Source organism: Aeromonas sp. s6 (assembly GCF_040907815.1).
Classification (GTDB): domain Bacteria; phylum Pseudomonadota; class Gammaproteobacteria; order Enterobacterales; family Aeromonadaceae; genus Aeromonas; species Aeromonas caviae.
On sequence record NZ_JBFOCN010000022.1, the window covers coordinates 1 to 12238 of the forward strand.

Below are 12238 nucleotides of genomic sequence, written 5' to 3' on the forward strand. Positions count from 1 at the left end.
TTCATCGCGAACCAGATGGCAGTGATGGCGGGCGCGTTATCGCCAGCCCATACGCCACGGAGGTTGGCGGAGTTGCGGGGCTGCATAGGCGTCATGTTCATAGAAAAACGCCCCAGGCCATCGAGACCCAGGGCGGTGAAGATATCAAAGACCCGTTTTCCGGTAAATCGCAATGCGGCTCCGCTTAAGTGAACAGCATTGCGCCGATTGGTGGGGCCTTCTGCGCTGTGCCGGGTGACCAGCAAGACTCAGAGGGTGAAGCGCTGGGTCATATGGTGCAGCGAGGTGGCCAGCCTGCTCAGCTCGACGCAGGCCTGGGCGGTCTGCTGCACCCCCTGGGCATTCTCGTCGGCGGCGGTGTGGATCTTGACGATGCTGCGATTGAGCTCCTCGGTGACCGCGTTCTGCTGCTCGGTGGCGGTGGCGATCAGGGTGTTCATGTCGGTGATCTGGGTGACGGCACCGTTGATGCTGTCGATGCTGCTCCCCGCCTCCCGCGCCAGCTCCACGCTCTCCTGCATCTGCTGACGGCTCAGTTGCATGGCGCTGCCCGCCTCGGCGGTACGCTCCTGCAACACCTCGATCATCTTGCTGATTTCGGCGGTGGACGCCTGGGTGCGCTGGGCCAGACTGCGCACCTCGTCTGCCACCACCGCAAAGCCACGCCCCTGCTCGCCGGCCCGGGCCGCTTCGATGGCCGCGTTGAGGGCCAGCAGGTTGGTCTGCTCGGCGATGCCGCGAATCACGTCCAGCACCATGCTGATGCTGGCGCTGTCGGTCTCAAGTTGCTGCACCACGCTCCCGGCCTGCTCTATCTGGCGGGAAACCTGCTCTATGCTGCCGATGGCGCTGCGCACCACCTGGTTGCCCTGGGTGGAGGTGCGGGAAGGGGTCAGCTCACGAAACGGAAAAAATCGTACGCTAAGCTTCGGCAAGCATTCGTAGCGGCCGGAACTTGCCTTGCTCGACCTGCTTGTTCTGCCGCCAGATGTAATCGCCGGTCAGGTTGATGTGCTCCCAGCCCAGCGGCGAAAGATGCGGTAGCAGCCCCTTGTCGATGTTCTTGCCCGAGTCGCGCAGCGCCTGGACTGCCCGTTCCAGGTAAACCGTGTTCCACAGGATGATCGCCGCCACCACTAGGTTGAGGCCGCTCGCGCGGTAGCGCTGGTTCTCGAAACTGCGGTCACGGATTTCACCGAGCCGGTTCAGGAACACGGCTCGGGCCAGCGCGTTCTTGGCCTCCCCCTTGTTCAGACCGATCTGCACGCGGCGGCGCAACTGGACGTTCTGCATCCAGTCGAGCGCGAACAGCGTGCGCTCGATGCGCCCCAGCTCGCGCAAGGCCACGGCCAGGCCGTTCTGGCGCGGATAGCTGCCGAGCTTTCGGAGCATCAGCGAGGCCGTCACCGTGCCCTGCTTGATCGAGGCTGCCAGCCGCAGGATTTCATCCCAATGGGCGCGAATGTGCTTCACGTTGACGTTGCCACCGATCAAACCGGCGAGCGTCGGGTACTGTTTGGCGTCGCCGTGGATATATAGGCGCTTGTCGGCCAGATCGCGGATGCGAGGGGCGAAGCGGAAGCCCAAGAGGTGCATCAGCGCAAACAGGTGATCGGTGAAGCCGGCTGTGTCGGTGTAGTGCTCCTCGATGCGCAGGTCAGATTCGTGATACAGCAGCCCGTCCAGGACGTGGGTAGCGTCGCGCACCGTGGCATTGATGACCTTGGTGTGAAATGGCGCGTACTGGTCGGAGATGTGGGTGTAGAACTGCACGCCCGGCTCCTGACCGTACTTCAGGTTCACTTGGCCGGCAGCTTGGCCACGGCCGCCGGCCTTGAAGTTCTGGCCGTCCGATGACGACGTGGTGCCATCGCCCCAGTAGGCGGCGAAGGGTTGGCGGAACTGGGCGTTGACCAGCTCGGCCAGACCCGCCGAATAGGTTTCGTCGCGGATGTGCCACGCCTGCAACCACGTCAGCTTGGCGTAGGTCACACCAGGGCAGGACTCAGCCATCTTGGAGAGGCCCAAGTTGATGGCATCGGCAAGGATGGTCGTCAGCAACAGGTGCTGGTCTTCGGCCGTCGCGCCGCTCTTGAGGTGCTTGAAGTGGCGGCTAAAGCCGATCCAGCCATCGACTTCCAGCAGCAGCTCGGTGATCTTCAGGTGCGGCAGCAAGCTGTATGCCTGCTGCATCAACGCTTTGGCCTCATCCGGCACGGCATTGTCCAGCGGCGTAATCTTGATTCGCCCGGTGCTCGTGATGGCTGCATCGGGTAGTTCGTTGGCAGCGGCGAGCCGCTCGGCTGTCGCCAGTTGCTCTTGCAGCACCGCAAGACGAGCGTCCAGAAAGCGGTCGCAGTCGGTATCGACAGCCAGGCCCAATTCCCGCTGGTCACGCTGCGCCGCGAATCGCGGCGGTGGCAAAAGGTAGTCCTCGAAATCCTTGAACTGACGCGAGCCCTGGACCCAGATGTCGCCGGAGCGCAGTGAGTTCTTCAGCTCGGACAGAACGCAAAGCTCGTAGAAGCGCCGGTCAAGCCCATCTTCCGTGCGCACTAGGCTTTCCCAGCGCTTGCGCACGAACGACGTGGGCGCGTCGTCCGGCACCTTGCGCGCTTGGCGGAAGTTCATCCCTTTGAGCACTTCGACGCCGGACAGCAGTTCGCGCGCTGCCGGCGCAGCCTTCATGGTCAGCGCGTCCAGCAGGGCCGGCGTGTAACGCCGGAGCTGGGTGAAGCCGTCGCCGACCAGGGACAGGAAATCGAAGTCTTCCGGCCGGGCGAGCGTTTCCGCTTCGGTAATGCTTTCGCTGAACGCATCCCAAGAGATGATCGCCTCGATGGCGGCGAACGGATCGCCGCCCGACTGCTTGGCTTCCAGTAGGACGCGGCCGATGCGTGAGTACAGCCGCACCTTGTCGTTGATCGCCTTGCCGGACTGCTGAAAGCGGTCGGCATGGTTACGCTTGGCCTTGCTGAACAGCGAACCCATGAAACGGTCGTGCAGGTCGATGATCTCGTCGATCAGCGTGGCGCGGGTGTCGAGGATCACCGCGACCAAGGTTGCATAGCGACGGTTCAGCTCCAGGTCGCGCAGGTGCTGGGCCGTCATCTGCCCGCCTTCGCGGGCGAGCTTCAGCAGACGGTTCTGGTGGATGGCATGCTCCAGGCCGTCCGGGAGCGACAGGTCGCGGATGGTTTTCAGCCGCTCCAGGTGGGCCAGCACATGCTTGGGCTTCGGTGGGCCGGGCGGCTGGCGCAACCAGATCAGCCCACTGCCCTTGGTGCCCTCGCGGATCGCCAGCAGCCCGTCGAGCGCACGGCGGTGGAAATCGCCGAGCGGCGCGGTGAGCGTTTCGTAGACCAGGCGTGTGCCGCGCGTAAGCGCCTCGCTGCACACGCGCTCGATGACATCGACGGTCGGTAGGATGATGCGTTGTTGCCGTAGCAACTCGACCAGCGCCTCGGCCAGCACGATACCCCGGTCGGTCTGCTGGGCCAGTTCGGCGAGCTGGTGAACGAAGTGCCGATAGTCGGCGACAGCGAACGGCGTCAGTTTCAGCCACGCTTGCAACTCCAACAGGTGCTCGCGCCGGGTTTCAGGCCGCTGCGCATACTGCGACCAAATGTCCGGCTCGATGCGCAACTGGCGACCGACGATCTTCAGCAGGGAGGCGGGCGGCTCCGCGTCAGTCGGCAGGGCAAAGCCGGGGTAGCGCAGGTAGCACAACTGCACCGCGAAGCCGAGCCGGTTGTGGCTGCCGCGCCGCTGGCGAATCACCGACAGGTCGGACTCGGAGAAGGTGTAATGCTGGATGAATTCATCGTCAGTAGCCGGGAAGGCAAGCAGGCTGGTGCGCTCGGCGGGCGTCAGCAAATTGCGGCGAGGCATGGTCAGTCATCCGTTCTCAGATACTGGTACAAGGTTTCTCGGCTGATGCCGAACTCGCGGGCGAGCTGCGCCTTCTTCTCGCCAGCGGCAGCGCGGCGGCGCAAGTCGGCCACCCGCTCAGGCGCGAGGGCCTTCTTGCGGCCCCGGTAGGCTCCGCGCTGTTTGGCGAGCGCAATGCCCTCGCGCTGACGTTCGCGGATCAGGGCGCGTTCGAACTCGGCGAACGCGCCCATCACCGACAGCATCAGGTTCGCCATCGGCGAGTCCTCACCGGTGAAGGTCAGGCATTCCTTCACGAACTCGATGCGCACGCCGCGCCGGGTAAGCCCCTGTACCAGGCGGCGCAGGTCGTCCAGGTTGCGCGCCAGGCGGTCCATGCTGTGCACCACCACCGTGTCGCCCTCGCGCACGAAGGCGAGCAGCGCGTCGAGCTGCGGGCGCTGCGTGTCCTTGCCCGACGCCTTGTCGGTGAACACCTTGTCCACCGGGACGTGTTCGAGCTGCCGTTCCGGGTTCTGGTCGAAGCTACTGACGCGGACGTAACCGATGCGATGCCCTTGCAAGATGCCTCCCGAGCTGAAAGTGTCAGGAAGGAATCTATGGCCTTGTGCGGCAGCCGTCAAGAAATTGGAAACATGGCTCTATTCTGACGCTTCCAAATGGCTTAACCTGACATCCGGTTAGGGTATAGCCCAGACTGACACTTGACTTATTGATACAACATGCAAGTGAGTGATACCGGAACATTTGGCATTTTTTACTATCTGAAGTATGATTTTACTTTCATCAGTAAAGAGTATTTCGCCGATGCGCATTTAACCTGTCCGCACCCCGCTTTTAATTCCTCTCCCGCCCGGGAGAACGGGTGCGTCTTACCGTGACAGGTTGATGCTGACTCCTCTGTTTTTTTTCCAATCTGTGGACTCGTGTCCCTGTCATTTGGCTATGGCTCTTGGCCTGCTGCTTCGGCATCGGCCCAAAGGAGTTCAGATGACCCATATCGCATGTCATATCAAACAGTTGCAGTTGCCCTTTGGTGCATGTTCGCAGCCCCTTACCTTTTCCCTGCCCACTGCAGGCGCTACCCTGATTGGCCGCAACGGCATCGGCAAGAGCCTGCTGCTCGAACTGCTGGCGGGCCAGCGCCGTCCGGTTGCGGGCAAGATCGAGTGGCACCGGCCCATCGGCTGGTTGTCCCAGTTTGTGCCAGAAGGGGAGTGCTGCGTAGCTGACTTTATCGGTTGGGGCGAGCGGCTGCGCGCCCTTGAGCGGATCGAGCAGGGCAGCACGGACGAGCGGGATTTCGAGTTGTTGGCGGAGCGCTGGTCTTTGCGCAGTGATCTTGCAGCCCTGTTGGCAGAAGCCGGTCTGGCGCTGGATGCTTACCAACCGCTCGACCGGTTAAGCGGTGGCCAACTTGGCCGTTTGCGTCTGCTTGCCCTATTCGTCAATCCGGATCACTTTCTGTTGCTTGATGAGCCAGACAACCACCTCGATGCCTCTGGCATCGACTGGCTAAGCCAGCAACTGGCCAGACATCGCGGAGGTTACCTGCTGGTGAGCCACGACCGGCGCCTTCTCAATCAAACCAGTCAGATTCTGGAGCTGAGCGAGCAGGGGTTGCAGAGTGCCCGCCTCTCGTTTGACGAGTTTCTGGCGCAGCAAGCCGAGGTACAGGCTGCCCGCAGAACCAGTTTGGCGCAAGCGGTGCGAAATGAAAAGGCGGCGGCGCGCAGCGTGCAAAAAGTGCGTGAACAGGCGGCCAGACGAGCCAGTCAAGGGCGGCGTGAGCGCGGCTCCCAAGCCAAGATCCTGCTTGATTTCAAGGCGGAACAGGCAGGCAAATCCCTTGGCAAAGTGCTGGACCGCCATGAGCGGGGCCACAGTGCGCAAGTGGAGGCCCGCACCGAGGCGGCAGCCGCGCTGGCGGCGGTGCAGCCGCTCATCATGCAGTGGCCGGAGGAGATCGAGCGCAAGGGGGCTGCCCAGCCGCTGGTGATTACGGCTGCGCGTCACGTGCGCTGGCATGGCCAGCGGGTTGATCTGGTGCTGCAACGGGGTGAGCGCTGTTTGATCGGCGGTCGCAATGGCTGCGGCAAATCGAGTCTGCTGCGGATGTTGCGCGGGGAGCTGGAGCCCGAGACGGGCAGCTTTCGCATCAATGGCAAGATGGCTTGCCTCGATCAGGGGCTCAGTCTGATTGCGCGGGATCTCAGCCCGCTTGCCAACCTGTTGACAGTGGCTCCGACACTGGCCGAGAGTGATGCGAGAACACGGCTGGCGGGCATAGCCCTGCGCGGCGATCGCGCCCTGACGCCTTGTCATGGTCTGAGTGGGGGTGAGCGGTTAAAACTGGGTCTGCTGATGGTACTGGCGCAACTGCCCGACCTGCTGCTGCTCGATGAACCGGACAACCATCTGGATCACCCCTCGCGTCAGTTGCTCACTCAGGTCCTGGCGGACTACCCAGGCACTCTGTTATTGGTCTCTCACGATCCCGACTTCGTTGCAGGGGTTGGGATTGGTAAAGAATTAAATCTTTCAGAGTGACCGCAAGGTGATTGACCTAGATGCCCTTGTGGCAGGGGTTTAGAGGAGTTGACGGAAATTTCGGCGGTTCCGGCTTACAACCCGTTGAAGCCATAGATGCGATCACGGAACAGATCACGACAATCCGGGTGCAACACATCCGGACCAATACACAAAATCTGCTGCAGATAGTCAGGATCACCGATACTGCGCAGTGATGCCGGTACCGAGGTGATGCGCTCGACCGCCAGATACATATCCGGGCAGATACCCGCCTTGTGCAGCGCCGTCACGGCAGTACCACAGGCAATGACAATCGCCTTGTCCTGATGCTGGCGGATCAGCTCTACCGACCGATCAAACGAGGGGCCGTTTGCCACGATGAACACCGGAACATGGCGCCACTCCAGTGGCAGCGCGACATCGCGGCGGAAGAAAGGCACCCCAGCTTCCATGTTGTTCAGACTTTGTGACAAGGAGAACAGAGTGTCGTCAACGAACCCCCAGCCCATGCTGATGAAAAACATCTCACGCGCCACCTTCCCCACCAGGCGCTGCAAGACCTCGGAACGGTAGTGCACCAGCCCGAAGGCCGTGGAACATAAAAATGGCGAGCGTTTTTCACTGACCGCTCGAAACGCCGTCAGTACCTCATCCTCTTGCTGGCCCAGGAAAATATGCAGCCCCATGTTCTGGCTATGCAGGTACTCCAGCAACGGCGCCCAGTCGAACGCGTGGAGCGAGGCGTAGAACAGATCCTCATTCGGTTCAAAGAGGTAGAGGTTGGCAATTTGACAGCGCTCGTACAGGTAGGCCAGCTGATAACCGAGGCCGACACCGAACATCAGCCCCAGCGGCATCGATTCGGGTATCTGCTCCATCAGCGGATGCTCGGCCTGCAATGCCTTCATTTGCCGCACCAGCGCATTCATATACTTGATATGCTGCTGGCCAATCCAGTCGCCTTCGACATCCAGATTGAAACGGATGATGGTGGAGCTGCTCAGCGTCAGCTCCACCTGCTGCAGGCACTCCTGATAGGGATCTTCACCATAAAAAGTGCTGTCATCATCCCGCCAGCGCAGATTCGGAATGCCGTTGTCGGTGCAAAACATCTCGAATGGGCGCTGGATCCGGTACTGCTCGAAACGTTCGGCAATCGAGGGTACGAAACGGCGAAACGCCGCCATGTTGACCTCAAAACGTTGCGGCAGCACATCGCGCATCGCCTGTTCCTGCTCCCGGACCAGGGCCACGCGCCGCTCCATCTCCGCCGCGTCTATCAGGATTTGCTCAACCTCGGCCATCTCCCTCTCCTAGCGATGCTGTTGATATAACTGTCTGGCGCGCTCCGCGGTACGCAGGTTAAGCAACGAATGCTTGATAGCCTGCTGCTGCTGGTGCAATACCTGAACCAGCAGCTGCTCCTGCTCTGCCAGTTTGGTCGCAACGGCTACAATGCGTTGCCGAACCTGCGGATCGGAGGCCGGCTCTGCGCTCAGTTGCTGCAGGATCGCCAGGCGGGAGGTCATGAGACGCTGCGACTCCTCCCAGTGTTGATGCGACACAGCCACCTCGAGGGCGGCTGTCTGTTGCTCCAGCTCATCCAGCAACTGCAGATGGGCAATCATGCGGATGTACCCTGACGCTGCTGGCTGAACGCCTTTTGCTTTTCACTTTCGGGGATCTGATCCCAGCCTGACTTGATGGTAATCATCAGATTGGCCACTTCGTCGATGGGGGCTATATCCATCGCCCGGCTGGCATCCATCAAGCGAGTCTTCATATAGTCATATAACGCATACAGATCCTGAGGCACCTGGCCAAACGACAGATCCAGCGAATCCTGCAACCCATTCAGGATCGCCATCGCCTTGGAGATGGATGCCGACTTGGCGGCATAATCCCGACGCTCGATCGCGCCCTTGCTCTGCGCCAGCCGCTCCAGCAGCCCCTGCATCAGCATCTGGATAATGCGGTGCGGATCGGCAACCGCCATCTCCGCATCGAGACTGGTCGTTTTATATGCCTTCAGATTACGGTTGTACATGCACGGTCCTCTACATCAACAACACTCGGCGTTGAGAACAGAATAACTTAAGACGTACTCAGCAAGCTCAAATACGAGGCTGAGCTTTGCATCTGCGCCAACTGGGTATCGAGACTAGCATATTGCGCCCGCAAGTTGGCTTCATACTTTTCAAGTTGATCGGCGGCGGTCGCCTCGCGAGTACTGAGATCCCGCAGGTCCGAGTTCAGCTGATCCTGACGCTGCGAGATCAGGCCCCCGGTCTTGGTGTACTCCTTGAGCGAGGTTTGCAGTTTGCCGGCAACCCCATTCTCGCCACTGAACAGCGCAACGACCTGTTCGTAGTTGTCATCCAGGGCATCATCAAACTTGTCGGAGTCGACGGACAGCTTGCCGTCGTTATCCATCTCGATACCAACCTGGAAGATGCTGTTGATACCCGTCATCTCGCTGTTCGGCTCCATGACGGTATTGGCCATCAGGGTGCGAATCGAACGCGGCATCGAGTCGCCGGCCAAGGCCCCACCATCGTCCTGGCTCTCGCCGCCGACAATGGTATTGCGCTTACCCAGCTCGGTACACTGGTCAATCAGGGTGTTGTAGCCGTCAACAAACTCCTGAACCAGCCCCTTGATAGCACTCTTGTCGGTCGAGACATCCACCTTGTTGGACTTCAGATTGCCATCACTGTCTTTGTCCGAAACGCGCAATACCGTGATGTCCAGCCCCTGCACCTTGTCTTTGAAGGTGTTGGTATCGCTGGTCAAAATATTGCCATCGACGTCAATTTCGGCATCCGTCGATTGCTGGGTGCGCGACATGCTCGAGCCACTGACTGCCGTGGCACTGCTGGTGTCGGCCTCAAACATCTTCAGCTCTGTGGTACTACCGCTGATCTTCAGGTCATTACCCGCACCGGTCACGCCGGAGTCAATCACCAGCTTGGCCTTACCATCCGAGGTATTGACGATGTTGGCGGTCAGACCGAAGTTATCCGGCGCATTGTTGATGCGTTTACGGATCTGCTGCAGCGAGTCGCCCTTTTTGACATCGACGGTAAACTCGTTGCCATCGCCAGCGCTAAAGGTCAGGGTGCCGTCTTCGGTAATCAGCGAGGAGGTCGAGCTTGCGAAGGTGCCCTCAATCTTGCTGGTGGTCGCCAATTTGTTGACGGTGACATTGTACTGACCATTCGAAGCATCGGTGTTGGAGCTAATTTTCAGAATCGGGTCATCGGTATCTTGAGTGATATTGATAGCCCGCTTGTTAAAAGCGCCCGGCGTTGAGAGCTTGGCTAACGTGGTATCGAACGTCGAAATGGCAGACTTAAGCTGACCGACACCGGACAGCGTAATCTGCGTATTGGTTTTCTTGGTGGTTATAGGTTGCTGAAGCTGGGCCTGCTTGGCCGCCACACTCGCTGAAATAACACTCTCCAGATCCAATCCCGAACCTGCACCGGCTGATGTTATCGTCGTCATATGTCACCTCTTTACTCATTACCCGAATCAGGCCTCGTGGTCGTAAAGCAAGCCCTGCAAGCCGCCAGCGCCCAACTCTCCTTCCCGCAATGCCTTGATACGCTTACTGATCGCGACTAACTCTTCACTGGGGATCTGACGAATCGTCTTCTGGGTATCGCTGTCGACAACCTTGATGATGGTTTGCTCAAGATCATCGTCAACCCGGAAACTCACCGCCCATCCCTTCGCATCACTAATCTCTTGCAAGTCTTGGGCCTGTTTTTCCATTTCATGCCGCTCAGACTCTTTCTTCTGGATCGCATCCTCCGCTTCAGCGGACTGGACTGTCTGGCTGGTTTGGGCTTTTTCCACGTCAGCCCTACTCGCAAGGGCCTCGGTAGAATGAGCTTGAGCGGCCTTTCGGCCGCTCATATCACCTGACACCACAGAAGAGTTCACGGCAGAGGCAAGGTTTACCATGTCATTTGCCATATTCCCCTCCTTACTTTCCTGTCAGGACACGGGTCCTAAGTTTAGCCCAGCAGCGACAGTGCAGCTTGCGGACGTTGGTTGGCCTGAGCCAGTACCGTTGAAGCCGCTTGTTGCAGGATGTTTTGCTTGGTCATGTTCGCTGTTTCAGTTGCGAAGTCTGCATCACGGATCCGAGAGCGAGCAGCGCTAACGTTCTCAGAGATGTTGGACTGGTTGCGAACTGTGGAGTCCAGACGGTTTTGTACCGCACCCAAATCAGCGCGCTTGGAGTCAACCACCTTGATCATGTCGTCGATTGAACCCAGCACGCCCTGAGCACCGCTGGCAGTAGAGATGTCGATACCACCGTCACCCGCAGCGAAAGTGGTGCTGGCACCTGCTGCACCGGCCATTCCTGCGATGTTAAACGCAATACTCATGCTGAAGTCAATCTTCTGGTTGGAGTAGGCACCGACCTGGAAAGAGAAGGAAGAGGTGCTCTTATCCAGCAGCTTCATACCACCGAAGGAGGTATCAGATGCGATACGGTCGATTTCTGATGACAGCTGGTCGACTTCCTTCTGCAGGGAGGCGCGGTCATCGGTGGTGTTGGAACCGTTAGCAGATTGCTGGGCCAGCGTACGAATACGCTGCAGCATCGAGGTAATCTCCTCCATGGCACCTTCAGCAGTTTGTGCCAGTGAAATACCATCATTGGCATTGCGGTTACCCTGATCCAGACCATTAATCTGGGATGTCAGACGGTTCGATATTTGTAAACCCGCAGCATCATCTTTCGCACTATTGATGCGCAGACCTGAAGCTGACTCTTATACACAAGTAGCGTCCTGAACGGAACCTTTCCCGTTTTCCAGGATCTGATCTTCTATGTGACTCCCAACATAGTAACGATCATGATAACTTCTGCTCTTCATCGTACGGCTGACTGGGCCAAATCTGTTTTCTCTTCGGCGGCGCTGGGTGATCCTCGCCGTACCACCCGTCTGGTTAACGTCGCCGCTCAATTGGCAAAATATTCTGGAAAATCAATAACCATCTCATCCGAGGGCAGTGAAGCCATGCAGGAAGGCGCTTACCGATTTATCCGCAATCCCAACGTTTCTGCCGAGGCGATCAGAAAGGCTGGCGCGATGCAAACGGTCAAGTTGGCTCAGAAGTTTCCCGAACTGCTGGCCATTGAGGACACCACCTCTTTGAGTTATCGCCACCAGGTCGCCGAAGAGCTTGGGAAGCTGGGCTCTATTCAGGATAAATCCCGCGGATGGTGGGTTCACTCCGTGCTCTTGCTCGAGGCCACCACATTCCGCACCGTAGGATTACTGCATCAGGAGTGGTGGATGCGCCCGGATGACCCTGCCGATGCGGATGAAAAGGAGAGTGGCAAATGGCTGGCTGCGGCCGCAACTAGCCGGTTACGCATGGGCAGCATGATGAGCAACGTGATTGCGGTCTGTGACCGCGAAGCCGATATCCATGCTTATCTGCAGGACAAACTGGCGCATAACGAGCGCTTCGTGGTGCGCTCCAAGCACCCACGCAAGGACGTAGAGTCTGGGTTGTATCTGTACGACCATCTGAAGAACCAACCGGAGTTGGGTGGCTATCAGATCAGTATTCCGCAAAAGGGCGTGGTGGATAAACGCGGTAAACGTAAAAATCGACCAGCCCGCAAGGCGAGCTTGAGCCTGCGCAGTGGGCGCATCACGCTAAAACAGGGGAATATCACGCTCAACGCGGTGCTGGCCGAGGAGATTAACCCGCCCAAGGGTGAGACCCCGTTGAAATGGTTGTTGCTGACCAGCGAACCGGTCGAGTCGCTAGCCCAAGCCTTGCG

The 12238-nt window shown here is 59.1% G+C and carries 9 protein-coding genes and 3 pseudogenes; 3 read left to right on the forward strand and 9 right to left on the reverse strand.

What is annotated here, in order from left to right; translation table 11 throughout:
* Positions 1–192: pseudogene (locus tag AB5Y50_RS02275) on the forward strand (IS4 family transposase); the annotation flags it as partial.
* A gap of 56 nt (positions 193–248) precedes the next feature.
* Here AB5Y50_RS02275 and AB5Y50_RS02280 read toward each other — a convergent pair.
* The 3 genes and pseudogenes from AB5Y50_RS02280 to AB5Y50_RS02290 form a co-directional block, all read right to left on the reverse strand.
* A pseudogene (locus AB5Y50_RS02280) lies at positions 249–887 on the reverse strand (methyl-accepting chemotaxis protein); the annotation flags it as partial.
* A gap of 34 nt (positions 888–921) precedes the next feature.
* Positions 922–3891 (reverse strand): Tn3 family transposase, encoded by a 2970-nt coding sequence (locus tag AB5Y50_RS02285; RefSeq protein WP_103859197.1) that lies wholly within the window; start codon positions 3889–3891, stop codon positions 922–924.
* A 2-nt stretch (positions 3892–3893) separates the two neighbouring features.
* Positions 3894–4454, reverse strand: coding sequence for a recombinase family protein (locus AB5Y50_RS02290; protein WP_103859198.1), 561 nt, complete (start codon positions 4452–4454; stop codon positions 3894–3896).
* A 427-nt stretch (positions 4455–4881) separates the two neighbouring features.
* On the opposite strand from AB5Y50_RS02290, the gene AB5Y50_RS02295 reads away from it, so the two are divergent.
* Entirely contained in the window at positions 4882–6441 is a 1560-nt protein-coding gene (locus AB5Y50_RS02295; protein WP_103859199.1) for an ATP-binding cassette domain-containing protein, read from the forward strand.
* A gap of 74 nt (positions 6442–6515) precedes the next feature.
* Here the strand turns inward: AB5Y50_RS02295 and AB5Y50_RS02300 are convergent, their stop codons facing one another.
* From AB5Y50_RS02300 to AB5Y50_RS02325, 6 genes and pseudogenes are all read right to left on the reverse strand, one after another.
* Positions 6516–7727, reverse strand: coding sequence for a 6-hydroxymethylpterin diphosphokinase MptE-like protein (locus tag AB5Y50_RS02300; RefSeq protein WP_368162400.1), 1212 nt, complete (start codon positions 7725–7727; stop codon positions 6516–6518).
* Between the two features lie 9 nt (positions 7728–7736).
* On the reverse strand, positions 7737–8051 hold the full coding sequence (locus AB5Y50_RS02305) for a hypothetical protein (RefSeq protein WP_244053985.1): 315 nt from the start codon (positions 8049–8051) through the stop codon (positions 7737–7739).
* Complete coding sequence (fliS, locus tag AB5Y50_RS02310) at positions 8048–8470, reverse strand: flagellar export chaperone FliS (RefSeq protein WP_103859202.1); 423 nt, start codon at positions 8468–8470, stop codon at positions 8048–8050. The genes AB5Y50_RS02305 and fliS overlap by 4 nt, the downstream gene beginning before the upstream one ends.
* 47 nt (positions 8471–8517) lie before the next feature.
* Complete coding sequence (gene fliD / locus AB5Y50_RS02315) at positions 8518–9930, reverse strand: flagellar filament capping protein FliD (protein WP_368162401.1); 1413 nt, start codon at positions 9928–9930, stop codon at positions 8518–8520.
* Positions 9931–9957: 27 nt separating this feature from the next.
* Entirely contained in the window at positions 9958–10404 is a 447-nt protein-coding gene (locus AB5Y50_RS02320) for a flagellar protein FlaG (protein WP_319878230.1), read from the reverse strand.
* A gap of 41 nt (positions 10405–10445) precedes the next feature.
* Positions 10446–11207: pseudogene (locus AB5Y50_RS02325) on the reverse strand (flagellin); the annotation flags it as partial.
* A 90-nt stretch (positions 11208–11297) separates the two neighbouring features.
* On the opposite strand from AB5Y50_RS02325, the gene AB5Y50_RS02330 reads away from it, so the two are divergent.
* Positions 11298–12238 (forward strand): IS4-like element IS50R family transposase (locus AB5Y50_RS02330; protein ID WP_368162397.1); only part of this gene is annotated, 941 nt, incomplete at its 3' end.

Coding starts and splice junctions, on each gene's coding strand:
- AB5Y50_RS02285 (WP_103859197.1), bottom strand. CDS start 3,891: ATGCCTCGCCGCAATTTGCTGACGCCCGCCGAGCGCACCAGCCTGCTT.
- AB5Y50_RS02295 (WP_103859199.1), top strand. CDS start 4,882: ATGACCCATATCGCATGTCATATCAAACAGTTGCAGTTGCCCTTTGGT.
- AB5Y50_RS02300 (WP_368162400.1), bottom strand. CDS start 7,727: ATGGCCGAGGTTGAGCAAATCCTGATAGACGCGGCGGAGATGGAGCGG.
- AB5Y50_RS02305 (WP_244053985.1), bottom strand. CDS start 8,051: ATGATTGCCCATCTGCAGTTGCTGGATGAGCTGGAGCAACAGACAGCC.
- fliS (WP_103859202.1), bottom strand. CDS start 8,470: ATGTACAACCGTAATCTGAAGGCATATAAAACGACCAGTCTCGATGCG.
- fliD (WP_368162401.1), bottom strand. CDS start 9,930: ATGACGACGATAACATCAGCCGGTGCAGGTTCGGGATTGGATCTGGAG.
- AB5Y50_RS02320 (WP_319878230.1), bottom strand. CDS start 10,404: ATGGCAAATGACATGGTAAACCTTGCCTCTGCCGTGAACTCTTCTGTG.